We start from the raw sequence: 19,972 nt of genomic DNA on the forward strand, positions 1-19,972 counted from the left end.
TGGAGCCGTCTGGGGAGCGCCTGGGCATCGTGAGGGCATGACCGCAGCACCCGCCCTCTCCGCCCCGCCCGTGGCAGCCATGCGCCGCGCTCGCTCCTCCCCGCGGAGCGCGGCGCGCACCCGATCGCTCTGGAACCTCGCGGCGATCGTCGTCGTCTGGGCGACGAGTCTCATCGTCGTGGCCGTCTGGATCGCGGGCGGAGAGATCCAGTCGTTGCTCGGCGGGGGAGCGGACTCGCTCAACGCCCTCGGTCGCGCCGCGGGGCTGGCATCCGCGAACCTCCTCTTCTACCAGGTGCTGCTCATGGCCCGTGTGCCGCTGTTCGAGCGCGGGTTCGGGCGCGACGGCATCACCCGCATGCACCGGATCGTCGGCTTCTGGTCGTTCGCCCTGTTCACGGCGCACATCGGCTTGCAGATCCTCGGCTACGCGGTCGCCGCGGACGTCAATCCGATCGAGCAGGCGTGGCAGTTCATCTGGGACTACCCGGGAATGCTCCTGGCGACCGCGGGTACCGCGCTGTTGCTGCTCGTCGTGGTGACCTCGGTGCGCAAGGCCCGAAAACGACTCCGATACGAGTCGTGGCACCTCCTCCACCTCTACGGCTATCTCGGGGTGGGCCTCGCTGTCCCGCACATGCTGTGGACCGGCGCCGACTTCATCGTCTCCCGCTCGGCCACGGTGTATTGGTGGGCCATGTGGGCGGTGACGATGGCCGCGGTGATCGTGTTCCGGCTCGGGGTTCCGCTCGCGCGGTCGCTTCGCCATGGCATCCGGGTCAGTGCCGTCGAGCCCGATGGCCGCAGCGGCGTCTCGGTGCGCATGACCGGACGCCGAATCGATGCGCTGAAGGCACGCGGCGGGCAGTTCTTCGTCTGGCGCTTCCTGGACGGTCCGGGCTGGTCGCGTGGACACCCCTTCTCGCTCGCCGCGGACCCGTCGGGTGGAGAACTCGTGATCTCGGCTCGCTTCGTGGGCGACGGCACTCACCGACTCGCTGCTCTGCGCCCGGGCACGCGGGTTCTCATCGAGGGTCCCTACGGCACGATGACAGCCGATGAGCGTCGCGGCGGACACCTGCTGATGATCGGTGCCGGTGCGGGAGTGGCGCCCCTCGTCGCGATCCTGGATGAGGCCGACTGGCAGCCGGGCGGCGCGACGCTCCTCGTCCGCGACCACGCGGCCGCCGACGCCCTGCGCACCGATGCCATCGACCGCCTCGTGCGGGAGCGGGGGCTGCGCCACGCGCCTCTTCCCGGCCCCCGCGCCCACACGACCTCGTCGTGGCTGCCGGCCTCGCACGCGCGATGGGCGGGTGCCGATCTCGTCCGCTACGTGTCGCCGCGACCCGCGGACAACGACGTGTTCCTCTGCGGACCCCCGACCTGGATGGATGCCGTGCGCGCAGACCTCCGCCGCGCCGGCGTCGCCGCCGACCGCATCCACCTGGAAGCCTTCACCGTCTGAGGAGACCGCTCATGAAGAAGATCGTCTACGCCCTCATGGCGACCGTCACCGGCCTCGTCCTGTTGTTCAGCTACCGCACCTCGCTGGTCCCCGAGTCGGCGAGCGCTCTCGCGGAGACCTCCTCCACGGGGGTGACCTCCGGCGCGAACGCGGCCCCGGGAGGCGCGACGGTCACGCCGAGCCCCTCGGCATCCGGCTCCGCCGCGAGCGGGTCGTCGGGCTCGAGTGGGTCGTCCGGGTCGAGCGGGTCGTCGGGGTCGACCGCGCAGACGTCGTCGAGCGGCCTCGCCGATGGCACGTACACCGGTCAGACGGCCAGCACGCGCTTCGGTCCCGTTCAGGTGCAGATCACCGTGTCGGGAGGGGCGATCACCGACGTCCAGGTGCCGCAGTACCCCTCTGAGAACGGACGCGACCAGCAGATCAACTCGCGCGCGCTGCCGATCCTCGTGAAAGAGACCGTGCAGGCGCAGAGCGCCCAGGTCGACATGGTCTCGGGCGCCACGTACACGAGCACCGGGTACCGCACCTCCCTGCAGTCCGCGCTCGACCGGGCCCGCGCATGACCGGCGCGTTCACGGTCGTCGAGCCCGTGATGGGGACCGTCGCCTCGATCACCGTCCTCGGCGAGCGCACCGTGGCCGTGGAGCACGCGATCGCCGCGTGCGTGGCGCGTCTTCGCGACGACGAGCGGGTGTTCTCGACCTACCGCGACGACTCCGACATCTCGCGGTTGCGCGACGACGCCCTCGAGCTCGGCGATCTCGATCCGCGGGTGACCGAGGTGGCGGAGCTGTGTCGTGATCTGCGCGAGCGCAGCGGCGGGCGCTTCGACGCGCACTGGCGCGGTTGGTTCGACCCGACCGGCATCGTCAAGGGATGGTCGACGGATGCCGCGGCCCGGGCCTTCGACGATCTCCTCGCCCGCGGCGGGATCGAGGCCGTCGGCGTCAACGTGGGCGGTGACATGCGTCTGCGCACCGCTCCGACGAGCGATCACGTCTGGCGCATCGGCGTCGCGCACCCGACCCACGAGGGCGAGCTGCTGGCCACCGTCCGAGTCGTCGACGGGGCCGTGGCCACCTCGGGGACGTCCGAGCGCGGCGCCCACCTCATCGACCCGCGCACGGGCGTGCATCTCTCCGGTCCCGTGAGTGCGACGGTCATCGCCGACGACCTCACCACCGCCGATGCATGGGCGACCGTCGCGGCCATCGCCGGGATCGACGATCTCGACTGGATGCCGGTCGCACCCGTGGCATCCGGTCTCGTCTGGGAGCACGGACGCACCCGGCGCTTCGCTGGTCGGATGGAGGTGTCGGCGTTCCGGGACGCGCTGCTCGACTGAGTCGGTGCGCGCGTGGGCGACGTTGAGCCCGACGCCCTCAGCGGGCGCGGGGCAGGCGCAGGGCGAACACCGTTCCCGACGGCGAGGTGCGCTCGACCTCGACGCTCCCGCCGTACCGGGTCGCCGCCTCGCGAACCAGGGAGAGTCCGAGCCCGAAGCCGCGCCGCCGACCCGACTCGGCCCCACGGGCGAACCGTTCGAAGATGCGGGGCAGATCGTCATCCCGGATGCCGCTGCCTTCGTCCTCCACGCGGACGACGACGTCGTGCTCATCGGCATCGGCGCTGATCGTCACCTCGGAGTCCACCGGCGCGTGCCCGATGGCATTGTCGAGCAGGGCGGTGCACATGCGCACCACGGTGACCGCGGGCACCGCGACGGTCGCGTCGGTCAGCCGCGTCGGCTGCAGACGCACTCCGGCCTCGGCGGCGAGAGAGGCGAGGGTCGCGGTCGCCACCCGCACGCTGTCGTCGACTCGCGCGGTGCCCGTGCGGACCTCGCCTTCGGCGGTCAGGAGCATGTCGGCCAGCACGTCGTCCATGATCTGCGCGTCGCGCCGCAGCTGGTCGAGGGAGTCATCGGGCGATTCGCCGCGCCGTAGGCGTCGCTGCACGATCTGGATGCGGCTGGTCAGCGCGGTCAGGGGCGTGCGCAGCTCGTGGCTCGCGTCCGAGACGAACGCGCGCTGCCGACGAAGAGCCTCGTCCAGCGGACGCACCGACCAGCGGGCCGCGGCCCATCCCACGAGACCGAGCACCACGACGCCGACCAGACCCAGGCCGACCACCCAGGGCAGCACGTCATCGAGGTCGACGACGAACCGATCGCCCAGGGGCGCGCCACCCGGGCCGTGCCGACCCCCGCCCTCGGTGCGGGCCTGCGCGATCAGAACGATGACCAGGATGCCGACTCCCACGGCGATCGCGACCGCCGAGGCTCCCGCGACGAGCGTGCCGACCCGCAGGGCGGCGCGGCGTACGACGCGGCGATCGTCGTCGACGCTCACCGCGCGGCCCCCGCTCGATAGCCACGCCCGCGCACGGTCTCGACGAGGTCGGTCGCGGTCTTGCGGCGCAGGTAGTGCACGTAGGTGTCGACGGTGGTCACGGCATCCGGAGACGAGAACACCGCGCGGGCGATCTCTTCGCGCGAGAAGACGTGGTCGGGGCTGCGGCTCAACAGCTCGAGAACGGCGTTCTCGGTCGAGGTGAGGGCGACGCGCTCGCCGAAGGGGCCGTAGACCACGGCCGTGTCGGGGAGGTGAGTCCACTCGGCGACCGCTCGGCGGCGCCCTTCGGCTCGGAACGCGCGCCGCAGGGCCCGCAGGCGCGCCAGCAGCTCCTCGAAGTCGAACGGCTTGAGCAGGTAGTCGTTCGCTCCCGCATCGAGCCCTTCGACGCGGTCGGCGACGGCTCCGAGTGCGGTGAGCATGAGGACGGGGGTGGTGATGTGGGCGGTTCGGAGGTCGCGCACGATCTCGGCTCCGTCGCGGCCGGGCAGGCGCCGATCGAGGAGGATCACCTCGAAGCTGTCGCGCAGCGCCCGGTCTCGGCCGGCCACGCCGTCGTTCTCGTGCACGACGTCGTAGATCTCGCCGAGCACCTCGATCGTCATCGCGGCGATCTCGGCGTCGTCCTCGACGTAGAGCAGACGCGGCCTCGGCTCGGCGGTCTCGCTCACCGCACCCCCGCGTGGGGCGGGCTCACGTCCCACCCGAACCGCTCGAGCGCGGCGAACAGCCGTCGAGCCTGAGCCCACGCCACCGCGCCCGACACGTCGGAGTAGATGTCGATCGCGAACGGCGGGGGATCGGCGAACTTCGGAATCTCGACCTCGGCCCACGCGTGCGGGGCGAGCCAGACGCGCGGGCTCGTCGTGCCGGCACCTTCCACACCTCCGTCGGCGGCGAAGGCGATCGTGTCGAGAGCGTCGATCTTGGTGATCGGCATGTTCACGACGAGCGTCACGGCGTGCAGGTGTTCCGGCATCGCGATCCTCCCGCCCTCATCCTCACACGAGTACCACAGCAGTGGGGCGATCGTCAGCGTCCGGGGCTCCAACGTTCATAGGCGGCGCACAGGATCGGTGAGGGGCCCGAGAGGGTCCACCGGCGATCCTCGATCCATCGACCCCGCCCCGACCGATGGAGGACACCATGAGCAGGATCCCCGAAACCGAGATGACCCCCGACGGCCCCGCCTACGAGGGCCGACTCCTCGACCGCGCCGACGAACCCGTCGTCGACCAGGGGGCGCCCTTCGACATCCGCACCCTCGTCTCTCGCCGCGGCATCCTGGGTCTCGTCGTGCTCGGCGCGGGCACCGCGACGCTCGCCGCGTGCGCCCCGGCCGCGTCCAGCGCCACCCCCACGAAGACCGCGACGGCAACCGCGTCGGCCAGCCCCACGGCGACCGCCTCCGCCACGCCGACCGCCGGCGCGTCGAGCGTCGCGGCGGCCCTGCCCGCCGGGGAGATCCCCGACGAGACCGCCGGCCCCTACCCCGGCGACGGGTCCAACGGTGCCGACGTCCTGGAGCAGTCCGGGATCATCCGCAGCGATCTGCGCTCGAGCCTCGACGGCGGCGCGACCGCGTCGGGCACTCCCATGACCCTGAACCTGACGATCTTCGACGACGCCAACGGCGATACCCCGATGACCGGTGCGGCTGTGTACGTGTGGCACTGCGACACCGAGGGCAATTACTCGATGTACTCGTCCGGCATCGAGAACGAGACGTACCTCCGCGGCGTCCAGATCGTCGGCGACGACGGCGTCGTGTCGTTCACCTCGATCTTCCCCGGCTGCTACGACGGCCGGTGGCCGCACATCCACTTCGAGGTCTACCCGAGCGCCGACTCCATTACCGACGCGTCCAACGCGATCGCCACCTCTCAGGTCGCCCTGCCCAAGGACACCTGCGACGTCGTCTACGCCGACACGACCCTGTACCCGTCGTCCGCGTCCAACATGTCCCGCGTCTCGCTCGACAGCGACAACGTCTTCGGCGACGACGGCGGAGTCCTCCAGCTCGCCACCACCTCCGGCGACAACGCCTCGGGCTGGACGGTCTCCCTCGGCGTCCGCGTCGACACCACCACCATCCCGACCGCGGGCGCCGCCCCCGGCGGAGCGCCCGGCGGGCGCTGACGCGAACCGAAAGGAAACCCTCCTCATGCTGCAGAACCTCACCGGATGGCACGCCCTCATCGTGCTGGCGGTCATCGTCCTCATCTTCGGAGCCGCCAAGCTGCCGGCGCTCGCCCGCAGCCTCGGCCAGTCCGTGCGCATCCTCAAGACCGAGGTCGGCGAATCCCGGACCGAGGCGTCCGCCGCCCCCGCCGATCGCGCCGCCGCCGCGGCTGATCGCGTCGACGACCGCATCCCGCTGACGACGGCCGTGCCCGTCTCCTCCCCGCCGAGCACGACATGACCGCCGTCGCCCCCGCTGTCGCGCCGAGGCGACCCGAGGCGCCGCGGTCGGCCCCCATGCCCGTCGCCGCCCACCTCCACGAGGCGACACGGCGCGCGGTGTGGGCGGCGGTGGCCGTCGCGATCTGCGCCGTCGTCGGCTGGTTCCTGTACGAACCGGTCATGGATCTGGTCCGTGCCCCGATCGCGCAGATCGCGGCCGATCGCAACGCGAGTCTCAACTTCGACAGCGTCACCGGAGCCTTCGATCTGCGCCTGCGGGTGTCCCTGGTCGCGGGCTTCGTGCTGTCGAGCCCGGTGTGGCTGTACCAGCTGTTCGCCTTCGTGCTCCCCGGTCTCACCCGGCGGGAGCGCAGGTACGTCCTGGGCTCGGTGGGAGCCGCGGCTCCTCTCTTCGCCGCGGGATGCGCGACCGGCCTGCTGCTCTTCCCCCACATGGTGTCGGTGCTCGCGGGGTTTGCCTCGAGCGAGGACTCCACGATCCTCGACGCGAGCGCCTACATCGACTTCATCCTGAAGATCGTCGTGGCCACGGGTGTCGCCTTCGTGCTGCCGGTCGTCCTGGTCGTGCTCAACCTCGCCGGAATGGTCTCCGCCCGCACCCTCGCGCGTAGCTGGCGGTACGTGGTCGTCGCCATCGTCTTGTTCAGCGCCCTCGCGACGCCGTCGGCCGATGTGATGTCGATGTTCTTGATCGCGGTCCCCATGACCGCTCTCTTCGCCGCGGCGCTCGCCATCGCTGCCCTGCACGATCGCTCCCTCGCCCGGTCAGCGACGGCCTCGATCCCGGAGGAGACACCGTGTTCGGTCTGACGTTCGAGAAGCTCCTGGTCGTGGGACTCATCGCCGCGGTCGTGATCGGCCCGCACCGGCTCCCCGGGGTCGTCGCGCGCCTCGCGTCGCTCGTGCGGGGGCTCCGCCGGACGGTGGATGCCGCCCGCGAGCGCGCCGCGATCGAGCTCGGAGTCCCCACCGATGCGACGGAATGGCGCGCGCTCGACCCACGGCGATACGACCCGCGGCGGATCATCTCCGAGGCTCTCGCGGCGCCGCCGGTCGCGGCATCCGTCCCCACCGACGCGGGCGGGGGAGAGTCCGCGCCGGTCCGGCCCGAGTCGGTCGCGAAGACGGTACAGGACACCGCGGATCCTTCCTCGGGTCCCGTCACGGCACCGCCGAGTGTGCCGACGCGCCGCATCCGGGTCGGAACCTCGGCGCACCCGCGGTGGATCGAGGTCCCCCTCGAGCCTTCCCCCGACGCGGACACTGCAGACCCCGCGGCGGACCGGGCCCCGGGCTCGGCGGAGGACCGCGCCGCGGACTCCGTTGCGGCCACCGGTGCGGAGGACGCGACCACGCGCATCCCCGTCACGGCATAGCCTCGACGCATGTCCTCGCCCCGCGCCCAGCTCGAAGCCCTCCTCGCGCGGGGGCCCGGTGACCTCTCGCCCGCCCTCCGGGCGCTGCCCGTCGAGGGCGAGGCGCGAGCCGCCGCGGTGCTCATCCTGTTCGGTGTCCTCGACGGCATCCCGAGCCTCCGCGAGGCGGCGCACGTGCCGAGCGACCTGGACGTCCTCCTTCTGGCGCGCGCCTCCACCCTGCGGGCGCACCCGGGCCAGGTCGCGTTCCCGGGCGGCCGTGTCGATCCCGGGGACGCGGATGCCGTGGCCGCGGCGTTGCGCGAAGCCCGCGAGGAGACGGGTCTCGATCCCGACGGGGTCGATGTGCTGGGGACGCTCCCGGCCGTGCCGCTGGCGTTCTCGCGGCACGAGGTGACCCCGGTGATCGGGTGGTGGTCGCGCCCGACACCGGTTCGCGCGGTCGACAGGGCTGAGTCGGCCGAGGTGTTCCGCGCCCCCGTGGCGGATCTGCTCGATCCTCGCCGTCGAGGGTCGACGGTCATCCGACGCGAGGGTCGGGTGTGGCGGGGGCCGGCGTTCGCGCTCGAGGCGGCCGGTGGGCCGCAGACGGTCTGGGGCTTCACCGCGATGGTGCTGGACGGGCTGTTCGATCTGCTCGGCTGGACCGAACCGTGGGATGCCGCTCGCGAGATCGCGCTGCCCGAGCAGACGCCGACGTCTCCTCCCCAGCCCGCGGATCTTTAGCGTCTTCCCCGGGCTTCGTCATCCGCGATGTGCACGGGCGCGGGGATCGCTAGCGTGGACACCGTGACTGCGCCTATCGACCCCACCACCACCGCCGCCTGGTCCCGCCTCTCCGCGTTGCGCGACTCGTTCCAGCCCGACCTCCGCGGCTGGTTCTCCGCCGACGCCGACCGGGTCCGCGACCTCACCCGCACGGTCGGCGACCTGCACGTCGACCTCTCGAAGAACCTCGTGACCCCCGAGGTGCTCGACGCCCTCATCGACCTCGCCGGCGAGACCGGCGTGCGCGAACGCTTCGCCGAGATGCTGCGCGGTGCCCACCTGAACACCAGCGAGGACCGCGCGGTCCTGCACACGGCGCTCCGCCGACCCGCCGGCGCCGAGCCGGCGCTGGTCGTCGACGGGCAGCAGGTCGACCACGATGTGCACGAGGTGCTCGATCGTCTCAGCGCCTTCGCTGACCGCGTGCGCTCGGGGGAGTGGCGCGGCGTGACCGGCAAGAAGGTCACGACCGTCGTCAACATCGGCATCGGCGGCAGCGACCTCGGACCCGTCATGGTCTACGAGGCACTCCTTCCTTACGCCGACGCCGGCATCCGTGCGCGCTTCGTGTCGAACATCGACCCCACCGACATCGCCCAGAAGACCGCCGACCCCGACCCCGAGACGACGCTTTTCATCGTCGCCTCCAAGACCTTCACCACGCTCGAGACGCTGACGAACGCTCGGCTCGCCCGCGATTGGCTGTGGGAGAAGCTCGCCGCGGCGGGGGCGATCGACGACACCGACGCCGCACGCACCGACGCCGTGGCGCACCACTTCGTCGCCGTTTCGACCGCGCTCGACAAGGTGGCGGCCTTCGGGATCGACCCCGCGAACGCCTTTGGATTCTGGGACTGGGTCGGCGGCCGCTACTCCGTCGACTCCGCGATCGGTCTGTCGCTGGCGATCACACTCGGCCCCGACGCCTTCCGCGAGCTGCTCGCCGGTTTCCACACCGTCGACGAGCACGTGGCATCCACCCCGGTCGAGCAGAACGTGCCCGTCCTCATGGGGCTGCTCAACGTCTGGTACACGAACTTCCTCGGCGCGCAGTCGCACGCCGTGCTGCCGTACGCACAGCAGCTGCACCGTTTCGCCGCGTACCTCCAGCAGCTCACGATGGAGTCGAACGGCAAGTCCGTGCGCTGGGACGGCACCCCGGTGACCACCGACACCGGCGAAGTGTTCTGGGGAGAGCCCGGTACCAACGGCCAGCACGCGTTCTACCAGCTGATCCACCAGGGCACGCGTCTCATCCCCGCCGACTTCATCGCCTTCGTCAACCCGGCCTACCCCCTGGCCGACGACGGCCGCGATGTGCACGGCCTGTTCCTCGCGAACTTCCTCGCCCAGACCAAGGCCTTGGCGTTCGGAAAGACGGCTGAAGAGGTCGAGGCCGAGGGGACGACGGGTGCCCTCGTCGCCGCTCGGACCTTCCCGGGCAACCGGCCGACCACGTCGATCTTCGCGCCCTCGCTCACGCCTGCCGTTCTCGGTCAGTTGATCGCCCTATACGAGCACATCACCTTCACGCAGGGCACTATCTGGGGCATCAACTCGTTCGACCAGTGGGGTGTGGAGTTGGGCAAGCAGCTCGCCCTGCAGATCGCCCCGGCGATCGAGGGCGACGACGACGCCCTCGCGGCTCAGGACGCTTCGACGGCCGCGCTCCTCGCGTACTACCGCGACCACCGCGCCTGAGAAATCGGGCTGATCCGCGATTTTTTTCGTCGCGGATCAGCCCGCCTTCCCCGCGTCGCGGGGGCCCGAGACGCGTCACTGACGAGCCGTTCAACCCTCACTCGAAGGTTTGTGGAGAAATACCCGGTCAGGGCCGTGAAATTTTCGGAGCCTCGCACGCGATCCGAGAAGCCTCGCGACGTCTCGACCCTCAACGAGGCGCGGTCTCTCGCGCCTGCCCCCTCCCACGACCCTCCCAGGTAACGAAGAGATAACGCTCAGAACAGCCACCCACACTCGGGGACTTGTGTCGACCCGACGGCACACATCCGCGCTCCACCCGAGAGCGCGCCCCCGACGAAAGTGCTCTCTTGCTGCGTTCCGACCTCAAGCTCGTTCCCGTCCATCGCGCCCGTCGCACGCTCGCCACCGCGGCGACCTGCGCGGGCCTCGCCCTCGGCATGATCGCCACCACCGGTCTCGCCGTCGCGGCACCCCTCTCCATGCCGGACGCTTCGGCGTCCGCGTTCAGTGCCCCCGCGGCGACGGCCTCGCCCGCGACCGTGCCGCTGGCGACGCTCGGCTCGACGCCGACGCTGCAGGCGGTCTCGGCATCGGCCGACACCGCCGCTGCCGACGCGCAGTCGGCGCTCTCCGGTGCCGCGTCCGTGCAGGCCGACATCGCGACGGCGGGTCTGCCGCTGTCGGTCGGCGACACGAGCGTCGACACCGCCGCGCTGAACGATGCGGTCGATCGTCTGTCGACCTCGGATCTGCTTCCCACGGTGCTCCTGCCGGCGCTCAGTCAGAACGCCGAGGTCGAGACGCAGCGCGTGAACGATCGCGTCGCCGTTCTGCGCGGCAGTCTGAACGACGCGGTCGCGGCCAAGGCGGCGGCGGATGCCGCGGCTGAGGCGCAGCGCCAGGCGGAGGCGGCGGCTGCCGCCGAAGCCCAGCGGAAGGCGGATGAGGCCGCGGCCCTCGCGCGCGTCAACACGCCCGACGGTGCCAAGGAGTACGCCGCCCAGCTCGCCGCGCAGCAGTACGGCTGGGGCGACGACCAGTTCTCCTGCCTCTCCTCGCTGTGGACCAAGGAGTCGGGCTGGAACTACCAGGCCTACAACCCCAGCGGTGCGACGGGTATCCCGCAGTCGCTCCCCGGTGACAAGATGGCGACCTTCGGCGACGACTGGCAGACCAACGCCGCGACGCAGATCAAGTGGGGTCTGGACTACATCTCCCGCGGATACGGCACGCCGTGCGCCGCGTGGGGTCACTCGCAGGCGACCAACTGGTACTGAGAAAAAGCTCCGTGGTCGACCTCGACCGCTCCATAACGATATATCGTTATGTATCGCTGACTCAGATCGGGTCCGCGCGAAGGAGGTCGTCATGAGTGGTTCATTCCTGGGAGACGCGTTCGGCGGGCGCGGCGGCAGCGGTACCCCCGGCTGGCCGATGTCCAACATCCTCGAGGCCATGGAACAGCTGCGGGCGCAGTTCGAGCAGAAGACGAGCAGCGCCCCTCGCATGAACAAGGGAGACGTGCGCTCCGCCGTCCTCTCCCTTCTCCTCGAGCAGCCGATGCACGGCTACCAGATCATCCGCGAGATCGAGGAGCGCAGCGGCGGCTCGTGGAAGCCCAGCCCGGGCTCCGTGTACCCGACCCTGCAGTTGCTGACCGATGAAGGACTCGTCCGCGCCGAGGAGTCCAACGGTCGCAAGACGTATTCGCTCACCGAAGAGGGCCGCGCCGCGGCCGGTGACGAGACAACGGAGCGCAGCGCCCCCTGGGAGTCCGCGGGATCCCGTGACGGCGGTCGTATGACCGCTCTGCCGAAGGCGGGCGTCGAGCTCGCCCAGGCTGCCGCTCAGGTGGCCCGCACGGGTGACAAGGAGCAGGTCGCGCAGGCCGTCGAGATCCTCGACGACGCCCGTCGCAAGCTCTACTCCATCCTCGCCCAGGGCTGAGGTTGCCCGTACTCGGCGCGTGCCCTCGGCACGTCGGCATCCAGGAGTCCCGTTGACCGACGACGCCCTCATGCGCGCGCGCTACCGGCGCATCACGCGCTTCGCCGCACGCTACCTCGTCCAGGCGTGGTGGTACGAGCTGTTCCTTCCGCGTTTCGGCCTCGGGTGGATCTCCGCCCGGGGCCGGACCCGGCGGCTCCTGCGGATCGCCCAGCGCTTCCACGTCCTCGCCGTCGATCTCGGCGGACTGATGATCAAGGTCGGGCAGTTCATGTCGTCGCGCCTCGACGTGCTCCCGCCGATCATCACGAAAGAACTCGAGGGCCTGCAGGACGAGGTGCCCGCCGTGCCGTTCGCCGAGATGCGCGAGCGCATCGAAGAAGAGCTCGGGATGCCACTGACCCGCGCCTTCGCCTTCGTCGATGAGCGTCCGCTCGCGGCTGCATCGCTCGGGCAGGCGCACCGGGCGACGCTCACCGACGCGATGGCGGACGAGAGCGGGCTCCGCGACGTCGTCGTCAAGGTCCAGCGCCCCGGGATCGACCGCATCGTCGACGTCGACCTCCGCGCCCTCCGCAAGGTCGGGCGGTGGCTCAGCAAGGTCTCGATCGTGTCGGATCGCGTCGACATGCCGGCCCTCGTCGAGGAGTTCGCGGTCACGAGCCTCGAAGAGATCGACTACCTCCACGAGGCGGCGAACTCCGAGCGTTTCGCCGCCGATTTCGCTCGGAACCCCGGCGTCGCCGTTCCCGTCGTGGCGTGGGAACGCACGACACGACGCGTGCTGACCCTCGAGGACGTCTCGGCGATCAAGATCAACGACGTCGAGGCGCTCCGTGCCGCCGGCATCGACCCCTCGGAAGTGGCCGCACGCTTCGCGTCGGTGATGTTCGACCAGCTCTTCGAAGACGGGTTCTTCCACGCCGACCCGCATCCCGGCAACGTGTTCGTGACCCCGCTGTCGACTCCGGACTCCGATGCGGCCCCCGGCGCCCCGGCGTGGCGATTCACGTTCATCGACTTCGGCATGATGGGCGAGGTCCCGCCCGGACTCCGGCGCGGTCTCCGGCGCGTCCTGATCGCCGCGGCCTCGCGCGACGGCAAGGGCCTGGTCGACGGCATCCGTGACATCGGCGTCCTCCTTCCCTCCGCCGACACCGTGCAGCTCGAGCGGGCGATGACCCAGCTGTTCTCCCGCTTCGGCGGCATGGGCTTCGCCGAGCTGCAAGAGGTCGACCCGCGGGAGTTCCGCGCTTTCGCCGTCGAGTTCGGCGACGTGGTGCGCACGCTCCCGTTCCAGCTGCCCGAGAACTTCCTCTTGATCGTCCGCGCGATGTCGCTCACGAGCGGCATGTGCAGCGCTCTCGACCCTGCTTTCAACATCTGGGATGCCGTCGAGCCCTACGCGCAACGCCTCATCCGTGAAGAGAGCGGCAACACCGCCCAAGCGCTCGTGCGCGAGGTCGGAGCGGTCGCCGCCGTGACGGCGCGCCTCCCGCGCCGTCTCGACACGTTGATCTCGCGGTTCGAAGAGGGGGCCGTCTCGGTGCAGACACCGCGCATCGAGCGCCGGTTGCGCGATCTCGAGCGGATGATCCGCCGCGTCGTCTCCGCGGTCCTGTTCACCGGGCTCTTGATCGGCGGCATCCTGCTGCAGTCCGACCAGGGCTTCTGGGGCACGATCCTCGTTATCGCCTCTCTCGCGCCGCTGTCGCATGCTCTCCTCGCGGGGATCATCGCTCGCCGCAACGGCGCCTGACGGAGCGGTCGTCCTCTTTAGACTGTCCGGGTGCGCCCCGACCCTGCACGCCCGCTCGCGGGGTGGACCTTCGACGGAACGCTTCGTGCCTACCAGGCGGCGGCGTTGCGGCGGGTCGACGTCGACGCGGGGGAGCCGCTGCACCTCGTCGCACCGCCCGGGTCCGGCAAGACCCTCGTGGGGCTGTTGCTGGCCGCTCGTCGGGGCAAGAAGACGGTGGTCTTCGCGCCGACGCTCGCGATCAGAGACCAATGGGTCACCGCGGCGCGAGCTCTCGCGCACGACGACGCGGCGGTCTCGGGCGATCCGACCGCTCCGGCCGACCTCACCGCGCTGACCTACCAGTCGATCAGCGTGCTCGACTCCGCCTCGCCGTTCGCTGATCTTGCGCGGGGCAGGTGGCTCGAGGAGCTCGAGGCCGACGACCGGTCGCCCGACGCCGCGATCGTCTGGCTCGACGCGCTGGCCGAGAGCAATCCCGCCGCGTACCGGCGAGGCATCCGCGCCCGTGCCCGGGCGGTCCGCCGGACGCTGTCGCGACAGGATGCCACCGTCCTCACGGCCGCGCTCCATCCCAACGCGCGCGACCTCATTGATCGCCTCGTGGCGGGCGGGGTCGAGACGATCGTGCTCGACGAGTGCCACCATCTCCTCGACCACTGGGCGCTCGTCGTCGCAGCCCTGATCGCGCGGCTCCGGGCCGCCGGCCACGAACCGCTGGTGATCGGTCTCACCGCGACTCTGCCGACTCCCGACGACGCCGACGAATACGACAACTACATCTCGCTGCTCGGCGAGGTCGATCTCGAGGTGCCCGTGCCGGCGGTGGTTCGCGAGGGCGACCTCGCCCCGTACCGCGAGCTCGTCCATGTCGTCGAGCCCACCGCCGAGGAGCGGCTGTTCTTGAGCGCCCACGCCGAGGCTCTCGGGGTCGCCCTGCGCACGAGCTTCGCCGTCGGTTCCGGACGCGCGAGTCTGCTCGGCATCCTGCAACCGGCGGTCGACGGCGCGCGCGTCGACGACATCGACGGCGGGCTCGCCGCGGCGTTCGCCGCTGATTTCGCGGGCGCCGAGGCGGCCGCCGCGATGCTCTTCCTCGTCGCCCCGGACGACCCGGTGACGGCGCACCTGCCGGAGTTCGCGCGTCGCCCGCCGACCACCGATGAGACGCTGCGTCTCCTCGGCCGTTTCGCCCTCGACCAGGTGCTTCCCGACCCCGCTCGCGCGCAGGAATGGCAGCGTCTGCGTGCGCTCCTCGCCGACTTCGGGTACGCCCTCACCGACAAGGGCGTGCGTCGCACGCGCGATCCCATCGATTCGGTTCTGACGTCGTCACTCGCCAAGGACCAGGGGGCATGCGACATCATCGCCGCCGAGCATGCCGTCATGGGCGAGCGTCTCTGCGCTCTCGTCGTGACGGACTTCGCGCGACACGGCAACGTGCACGGCGGCCTGCTCGGCGCCGCGGGAGCCGTGCGGACCTTCTCGGTGCTCGCGGCCGATGCCGCCACCGCAGCGCTTCCGGCGATGCTCGTGACCTCGTCCACCGTGCGCCTCTCGCGCCGTCACGCGCCCGCTGTCCTGCCCGCTCTCGTCTCCCAGTTCGGCGTCGAGGTGACGGCGGTCCCCGTGGACGACGATCCGTCCGTGCTCGAGGTGCGCGGCATCGCCGGGGCGGGCATCGTCAGCGCCGCCGCCCGGCTGCTGTCCGCGGGAAGGCTTCAGGTCGTCGTCGGGACGCGCGGGCTGTTCGGCGAGGGCTGGGACTGCCCCCGCGTGAACACCCTCGTCGACCTCACCGCCGCGGCCGGCGACGCGGCGATGCAGCAGCTGCGGGGCCGCACTCTGCGCCTTGACCCGTCGTGGGCTGAGAAGACCGCGCACAACTGGACGGTGACCGCGCTCATCCCGACCCATCTGTCTGTCGAGGCGCAACCGGATGCCACCCGCCTCCGCCGCAAGCACGCGAGGCTCTGGGGGGTCGATGTCGATGACCCGGCGCGGGTGGTCCGTGGCCTGAGCGGTGCTCTCGACCACGCTCGACGACGAGCCTTGACCGACGTCCTGGCGAAGGTCCCGGGAGCCTCCCCGGCGGCGATCGGCAGCCTTCGCTCGATCCCGTCGCGCGCCGACACCCGCGACCTCTGGCGGATCGGCGACCCCTATGACGACATCGAAGAAGAGACGTTCGTCGTCGAGCACCGACCAGGCTTCGCGCTGTTCCCGACCTCGGTGTCGGCCACGCGAACCGCAGCCACGGCGTTCCTCGGCACGGTCGGCGCGACAGGCGCTGCGGTGTCCGGGGCCATCGCGCTCGTCCCCGATGCGGCGCCGCCATTCGTGGGCGCCGCGCTTCTGGCCGGTGGGCTTGCGGCGATACCCCTGGGCGGCGCCTGGAGACAGGGGCGACGTCGCGTTCACGACCCCGCCGCGACAGTGCAGCGCATGGCCGAGGTGCTGTGGGCGGCGCTCGGCGACGCCGGTCGCGTCGCTGTGGGGGAGGGCGCGCCCCTGGTCGTCCCCTCCGATCCCCTCGCCGCCGTTCAGCGTTTTGACGTGTCCATCCCGCACGCAGATCCTGCGGATCGCGCCGCATTCGGACAAGCGCTGATCGAGCTGTGTGCGCCCGTGCGCGCGCCGCGGTTCGTTCTCGAGATCGATCGCGGTGGCCGGTCGGCTCCGGTTCGCGCTGCGCTCGGACTCACGGGTGGGCTTCGTCCGCGTCGATTCCTCGCGGTGCCGGCGGATGTCGGCCGCCGGCGTGAGGTCGCCCACCGCTTCGCTCAGGAGTGGCAGCGCCGCATCGGCCCGGCGACCCTGCACGAGGTCGGACTTACGACGAGAGACCCCGTGATCAGCGAAGCGCGCCGCGCCGGAGCGTTCTCCGGCGCGGCGCGCTCGATGGTGCGGTGGAGCTGAGGCTCAGTACCAACCGGTCGACTGCGAGTGGTCCCACGCGCCGCACGGGCTGCCGTATCGACCCGAGATGTACCCGAGACCCCAGGCGATCTGGGTGCCGGCGTTGGTCTGCCAGTCGGCACCGGCAGAGCTCATCTTGCTTCCGGGAAGAGCCTGCGGGATGCCATAGGCACCGCTTCCGGCGTTGTAGGCCTGGTAGTTCCATCCCGACTCGCGGTTCCAGAGCGAGACGAGGCACGAGAACTGGTCATCGCCCCATCCGTAGCCGGACAGCATGCCGCGCGCGGTGGCCTGCGCTCCCGCCGGGCTGTTGTCTCCCGAGCCACCGCCCGACGACGGTGCGGGTGTCCAGTCGCCGCCGCCGGAAGAACTGCCCGACGAAGTGTTCGCGGCCGCCTCCGCGTCGGCCTTCGCCTGGGCGGCCGCTGCCGCCTCGGCCTCCTGGCGCGCCTTCTCCGCGGCCTCTTCCTCCTGCTTCTTCGCGATCGCCGCGTCCAGGCTGCCGCGAAGAGCGCTGACGCGCTGGTCGACGGCCGTCGCCTCAGTCTTCACGTCGCCGGTCACGCCGGGGAGGAAGGTCGACGGCAGCACCTGCGCCGCGGTCAGGTGATCCGCGGCCGCCTGGAGTGCGGTGGTGTCGACGGTGGCGGGCTGGCCGATGTCCAGTCCGGATGCCGCGATGTCGTTCTGGACCGTCGTCGCGGCTTGCAGCGAGGCTGCCGCGGTCTGCTCGGCGGCTCGGGCGTCCGCGCGATCGGGGTCCGACGTCGTGCCGGGCGCGACAGGGGCGCTGTAGGAGGCGAGCTGCATGCTCGAGGCCGAGAGGAGCGAGGATCCCGCGTTGGCCTGAGCGAGGGGAGCGGTCCCGGTGAGGGTCACCGTCGCCGCGAGTCCCAGAGCCACGACCCCTGCGGTGATCGCGGGGCGGCGAGTGGAGCGGCGGGCCGCCAATCGGCGGGCGCGGCGGTTGTGTGTGGGCGTCGAATCAGAACTCATAAAACCGGTTTCGTATCGCGAGGACGGCGGAAAACAGCACGTCCTGCCCGTGATCGACGGGCACGGAACGGGGAGCCTGGCACGGCAGTCTGGACGCAAGCTGGGCGAGAACACCCCGACGGACCCTGTTCGAGAGGCCCTATCGGCACGACCGAGCGTCCCGCGGACTGTGGTCTCGTCGATATCCGGGGCCGCGGATGCGTTAGGCTTGAGTGTCACTCGTCTGGCTACCCCGCACCGCGGGTGTGAGCGGGTGGCATCGCACGAAACAATCCGCTTCGCTTCGGCTCGTGGTTCTCGTTCGCCCTCCGGCGAGTGGTGCCCGGCCGGTTCGACCTCATCCGGGGCCGTGCCGCAGGAGCCGAAGCCCGACACCACACCCAACTAGGACAACCCACTACATGACTACCGCAACGACCGCCCCGGCTACCAAGCAGGTCGCGATCAACGACATCGGCTCCGCCGAAGACTTCTTGGCCGCGGTCGAGAAGACCCTCAAGTTCTTCAACGACGGCGACCTCATCGAGGGCACCGTGGTGAAGATCGACCGCGACGAGGTCCTCCTCGACGTCGGTTACAAGACCGAGGGTGTCATCCCCTCCCGCGAGCTTTCGATCAAGCACGACGTCGACCCCAACGAGGTCGTCAACGTCGGCGATCACGTCGAGGCCCTCGTTCTCCAGAAGGAGGACAAGGAAGGTCGCCTCATCCTGTCCAAGAAGCGTGCGCAGTACGAGCGCGCGTGGGGCGACGTCGAGAAGATCAAGGAGAACGACGGTGTCGTCACCGGCTCCGTGATCGAGGTCGTCAAGGGTGGCCTCATCGTCGACATCGGCCTCCGCGGCTTCCTCCCGGCCTCGCTCATCGAGCTGCGCCGGGTCCGCGACCTCACGCCGTACCTCGGCCAGGAGATCGAGGCGAAGATCCTCGAGCTCGACAAGAACCGCAACAACGTCGTTCTGTCGCGCCGCGCCCTGCTCGAGCAGACGCAGTCCGAGTCGCGTACCACGTTCCTCAACAACCTCCACAAGGGCCAGGTCCGCAAGGGCACGGTCTCGTCGATCGTCAACTTCGGTGCGTTCGTCGACCTGGGCGGCGTAGACGGTCTCGTGCACGTCTCCGAGCTCTCCTGGAAGCACATCGAGCACGCCTCCGAGGTCGTCGAGGTGGGCCAGGAGGTCACCGTCGAGATCCTCGAGGTCGACCTCGACCGTGAGCGCGTGTCGCTCTCGCTCAAGGCCACCCAGGAAGACCCGTGGCAGGTGTTCGCCCGTACCCACGCGATCGGTCAGATCGCTCCGGGCAAGGTCACCAAGCTCGTTCCGTTCGGTGCCTTCGTCCGCGTGGCGGATGGCATCGAGGGCCTCGTGCACATCTCCGAGCTGTCCGGCAAGCACGTCGAGCTCGCCGAGCAGGTCGTGTCGGTCGGCGAAGAGGTCTTCGTCAAGATCATCGACATCGACCTCGAGCGTCGTCGCATCTCGCTGTCGCTGAAGCAGGCCAACGAGTCCGTCGACCCCAACGGCACCGAGTTCGACCCGGCGCTGTACGGCATGGCAACCGAATACGACGAGCGTGGCGAGTACAAGTACCCCGAGGGCTTCGACCCCGAGTCGGGTGCCTGGCTCGAGGGCTTCGACGCTCAGCGCGAGCAGTGGGAGCAGGAGTACGCCGCGGCCCAGGGTCGCTGGGAGGCCCACAAGGCTGCCGTCGCCAAGGCCCTCGAGGCCGAGGCTGCGAACCCCACCGACACCGGTTCGTTCGGTGGCTCGTTCTCGTCGGAGTCGCCCGCTCAGGGCACCCTCGCCGACGACGAGTCGCTGGCTGCGCTTCGCGAGAAGCTCTCCGGTCGCTGATCGGTTCCTCATCGAAGGCCGGTACCCCTCGGGGTGCCGGCCTTCGGTCGTTCCTGCGCAACCCCTGGAGATCCCCGTGGACGTCGGGGCAGGATCGTCGCATGGCAAATCGACTCCCGCTCCTGATCGCCCTCGCCGGTTCGGCCGTGCTGTTCCTGTCCATCGCGTTCGTCTTCGCTCTGGTCATCGGTGCCATGTTCTTCGGTGGCATCGAGTTCACCGGCGGACACACGGATGCCACGGCCTCGCTGGCATCGATCCCGTCGCTTATCTGACCCTCCGGGGTCACAGCTCGGGCTGTGCGGCCCGAACTCGCGAGAACCGCGGATTTCCGCGGTTTCGGGGGTGCGACACGCCCGGGCGGTGGTGTGGATTGGACGAGTGCGCGGGATCCGCGT

The 19,972-nt window shown here is 70.6% G+C and carries 19 protein-coding genes; 15 read left to right on the forward strand and 4 right to left on the reverse strand.

All coding sequences use genetic code 11. From position 1 onward, the window contains the following. Positions 1–37 precede the first annotated feature (37 nt). The 3 genes from ACMW4R_RS10695 to ACMW4R_RS10705 are packed head-to-tail and all read left to right on the forward strand — an operon-like array spanning position 38 to position 2,816. Complete coding sequence (locus tag ACMW4R_RS10695) at positions 38–1,468, forward strand: ferric reductase-like transmembrane domain-containing protein (protein ID WP_418299868.1); 1,431 nt, start codon at positions 38–40, stop codon at positions 1,466–1,468. An 11-nt stretch (positions 1,469–1,479) separates the two neighbouring features. Beyond that, positions 1,480–2,034, forward strand: coding sequence for an FMN-binding protein (locus tag ACMW4R_RS10700; protein WP_058613136.1), 555 nt, complete (start codon positions 1,480–1,482; stop codon positions 2,032–2,034). Continuing rightward, the gene (locus ACMW4R_RS10705; protein ID WP_058613135.1) at positions 2,031–2,816 is read left to right on the forward strand and encodes an FAD:protein FMN transferase; all 786 of its coding nucleotides are present in this window, start codon (positions 2,031–2,033) and stop codon (positions 2,814–2,816) included. The genes ACMW4R_RS10700 and ACMW4R_RS10705 overlap by 4 nt, the downstream gene beginning before the upstream one ends. Before the next feature lie 37 nt (positions 2,817–2,853). Here the strand turns inward: ACMW4R_RS10705 and ACMW4R_RS10710 are convergent, their stop codons facing one another. The 3 genes from ACMW4R_RS10710 to ACMW4R_RS10720 are packed head-to-tail and all read right to left on the reverse strand — an operon-like array spanning position 2,854 to position 4,804. Further along, the gene (locus ACMW4R_RS10710) at positions 2,854–3,822 is read right to left on the reverse strand and encodes a sensor histidine kinase (RefSeq protein ID WP_058613134.1); all 969 of its coding nucleotides are present in this window, start codon (positions 3,820–3,822) and stop codon (positions 2,854–2,856) included. Continuing rightward, complete coding sequence (locus ACMW4R_RS10715; RefSeq protein WP_058596672.1) at positions 3,819–4,496, reverse strand: response regulator transcription factor; 678 nt, start codon at positions 4,494–4,496, stop codon at positions 3,819–3,821. Before ACMW4R_RS10715 ends, ACMW4R_RS10710 begins: the two co-directional genes overlap by 4 nt. After that, entirely contained in the window at positions 4,493–4,804 is a 312-nt protein-coding gene (locus ACMW4R_RS10720) for a hypothetical protein (protein ID WP_058628729.1), read from the reverse strand. Before ACMW4R_RS10720 ends, ACMW4R_RS10715 begins: the two co-directional genes overlap by 4 nt. 167 nt (positions 4,805–4,971) lie before the next feature. On the opposite strand from ACMW4R_RS10720, the gene ACMW4R_RS10725 reads away from it, so the two are divergent. The 10 genes from ACMW4R_RS10725 to ACMW4R_RS10770 all read left to right on the forward strand — a co-directional run bounded on the left by ACMW4R_RS10725 (position 4,972) and on the right by ACMW4R_RS10770 (position 16,722). Then, positions 4,972–5,964 (forward strand): 3,4-dioxygenase subunit beta, encoded by a 993-nt coding sequence (locus ACMW4R_RS10725; RefSeq protein WP_418299869.1) that lies wholly within the window; start codon positions 4,972–4,974, stop codon positions 5,962–5,964. A gap of 25 nt (positions 5,965–5,989) precedes the next feature. Beyond that, positions 5,990–6,247: a twin-arginine translocase TatA/TatE family subunit gene (locus tag ACMW4R_RS10730; protein ID WP_418299870.1), complete on the forward strand. Its 258-nt coding sequence runs from the start codon at positions 5,990–5,992 to the stop codon at positions 6,245–6,247. Continuing rightward, positions 6,244–7,059, forward strand: a complete 816-nt coding sequence (tatC, locus tag ACMW4R_RS10735; protein ID WP_418299871.1) for a twin-arginine translocase subunit TatC — start codon at positions 6,244–6,246, stop codon at positions 7,057–7,059. Before ACMW4R_RS10730 ends, tatC begins: the two co-directional genes overlap by 4 nt. Further along, complete coding sequence (locus ACMW4R_RS10740; RefSeq protein ID WP_418299872.1) at positions 7,047–7,625, forward strand: hypothetical protein; 579 nt, start codon at positions 7,047–7,049, stop codon at positions 7,623–7,625. The genes tatC and ACMW4R_RS10740 overlap by 13 nt, the downstream gene beginning before the upstream one ends. Before the next feature lie 9 nt (positions 7,626–7,634). Further along, positions 7,635–8,351 (forward strand): NUDIX hydrolase, encoded by a 717-nt coding sequence (locus ACMW4R_RS10745; protein WP_418299873.1) that lies wholly within the window; start codon positions 7,635–7,637, stop codon positions 8,349–8,351. A 27-nt stretch (positions 8,352–8,378) separates the two neighbouring features. Then, positions 8,379–10,094 carry a glucose-6-phosphate isomerase gene (gene pgi, locus ACMW4R_RS10750; protein ID WP_418299874.1) on the forward strand — a complete coding sequence of 572 codons (1,716 nt, stop codon included), beginning with the start codon at positions 8,379–8,381 and terminating at the stop codon, positions 10,092–10,094. A gap of 350 nt (positions 10,095–10,444) precedes the next feature. Then, the gene (locus ACMW4R_RS10755) at positions 10,445–11,374 is read left to right on the forward strand and encodes a hypothetical protein (protein WP_058626882.1); all 930 of its coding nucleotides are present in this window, start codon (positions 10,445–10,447) and stop codon (positions 11,372–11,374) included. A 91-nt stretch (positions 11,375–11,465) separates the two neighbouring features. Then, positions 11,466–12,044 carry a PadR family transcriptional regulator gene (locus ACMW4R_RS10760; protein ID WP_058596665.1) on the forward strand — a complete coding sequence of 193 codons (579 nt, stop codon included), beginning with the start codon at positions 11,466–11,468 and terminating at the stop codon, positions 12,042–12,044. Between the two features lie 70 nt (positions 12,045–12,114). After that, positions 12,115–13,803 (forward strand): ABC1 kinase family protein, encoded by a 1,689-nt coding sequence (locus ACMW4R_RS10765; RefSeq protein WP_058596703.1) that lies wholly within the window; start codon positions 12,115–12,117, stop codon positions 13,801–13,803. Positions 13,804–13,833: 30 nt separating this feature from the next. After that, the gene (locus ACMW4R_RS10770; protein ID WP_418299875.1) at positions 13,834–16,722 is read left to right on the forward strand and encodes a DEAD/DEAH box helicase family protein; all 2,889 of its coding nucleotides are present in this window, start codon (positions 13,834–13,836) and stop codon (positions 16,720–16,722) included. A gap of 3 nt (positions 16,723–16,725) precedes the next feature. On the opposite strand, the gene ACMW4R_RS10775 is transcribed toward ACMW4R_RS10770, so the two are convergent. Further along, on the reverse strand, positions 16,726–17,718 hold the full coding sequence (locus ACMW4R_RS10775) for a 16S rRNA pseudouridylate synthase (RefSeq protein WP_081317358.1): 993 nt from the start codon (positions 17,716–17,718) through the stop codon (positions 16,726–16,728). A 401-nt stretch (positions 17,719–18,119) separates the two neighbouring features. Here ACMW4R_RS10775 and rpsA point away from each other — a divergent pair, with 401 nt between their 5' ends. Next, on the forward strand, positions 18,120–19,574 hold the full coding sequence (gene rpsA / locus ACMW4R_RS10780) for a 30S ribosomal protein S1 (RefSeq protein WP_058596663.1): 1,455 nt from the start codon (positions 18,120–18,122) through the stop codon (positions 19,572–19,574). Positions 19,575–19,675: 101 nt separating this feature from the next. Next, positions 19,676–19,849 (forward strand): hypothetical protein, encoded by a 174-nt coding sequence (locus tag ACMW4R_RS10785; RefSeq protein WP_193751236.1) that lies wholly within the window; start codon positions 19,676–19,678, stop codon positions 19,847–19,849. Positions 19,850–19,972: the final 123 nt, after the last annotated feature.

The sequence above is a fragment of the Microbacterium sp. S1037 genome (assembly GCF_048381605.1).
Lineage (GTDB): Bacteria > Actinomycetota > Actinomycetes > Actinomycetales > Microbacteriaceae > Microbacterium > Microbacterium testaceum_B.

What these genes read in the sequence shown, in the direction of transcription:
- ACMW4R_RS10730 (WP_418299870.1), top strand. Translation starts at nt 5,990, where the DNA reads ATGCTGCAGAACCTCACCGGATGGCACGCCCTCATCGTGCTGGCGGTC.
- ACMW4R_RS10785 (WP_193751236.1), top strand. Translation starts at nt 19,676, where the DNA reads ATGGCAAATCGACTCCCGCTCCTGATCGCCCTCGCCGGTTCGGCCGTG.
- ACMW4R_RS10700 (WP_058613136.1), top strand. Translation starts at nt 1,480, where the DNA reads ATGAAGAAGATCGTCTACGCCCTCATGGCGACCGTCACCGGCCTCGTC.
- ACMW4R_RS10720 (WP_058628729.1), bottom strand. Translation starts at nt 4,804, where the DNA reads ATGCCGGAACACCTGCACGCCGTGACGCTCGTCGTGAACATGCCGATC.
- ACMW4R_RS10765 (WP_058596703.1), top strand. Translation starts at nt 12,115, where the DNA reads ATGCGCGCGCGCTACCGGCGCATCACGCGCTTCGCCGCACGCTACCTC.
- tatC (WP_418299871.1), top strand. Translation starts at nt 6,244, where the DNA reads ATGACCGCCGTCGCCCCCGCTGTCGCGCCGAGGCGACCCGAGGCGCCG.
- ACMW4R_RS10745 (WP_418299873.1), top strand. Translation starts at nt 7,635, where the DNA reads ATGTCCTCGCCCCGCGCCCAGCTCGAAGCCCTCCTCGCGCGGGGGCCC.
- pgi (WP_418299874.1), top strand. Translation starts at nt 8,379, where the DNA reads ATGTGCACGGGCGCGGGGATCGCTAGCGTGGACACCGTGACTGCGCCT.
- rpsA (WP_058596663.1), top strand. Translation starts at nt 18,120, where the DNA reads ATGACTACCGCAACGACCGCCCCGGCTACCAAGCAGGTCGCGATCAAC.
- ACMW4R_RS10695 (WP_418299868.1), top strand. Translation starts at nt 38, where the DNA reads ATGACCGCAGCACCCGCCCTCTCCGCCCCGCCCGTGGCAGCCATGCGC.
- ACMW4R_RS10775 (WP_081317358.1), bottom strand. Translation starts at nt 17,718, where the DNA reads ATGAGTTCTGATTCGACGCCCACACACAACCGCCGCGCCCGCCGATTG.
- ACMW4R_RS10705 (WP_058613135.1), top strand. Translation starts at nt 2,031, where the DNA reads ATGACCGGCGCGTTCACGGTCGTCGAGCCCGTGATGGGGACCGTCGCC.
- ACMW4R_RS10760 (WP_058596665.1), top strand. Translation starts at nt 11,466, where the DNA reads ATGAGTGGTTCATTCCTGGGAGACGCGTTCGGCGGGCGCGGCGGCAGC.
- ACMW4R_RS10725 (WP_418299869.1), top strand. Translation starts at nt 4,972, where the DNA reads ATGAGCAGGATCCCCGAAACCGAGATGACCCCCGACGGCCCCGCCTAC.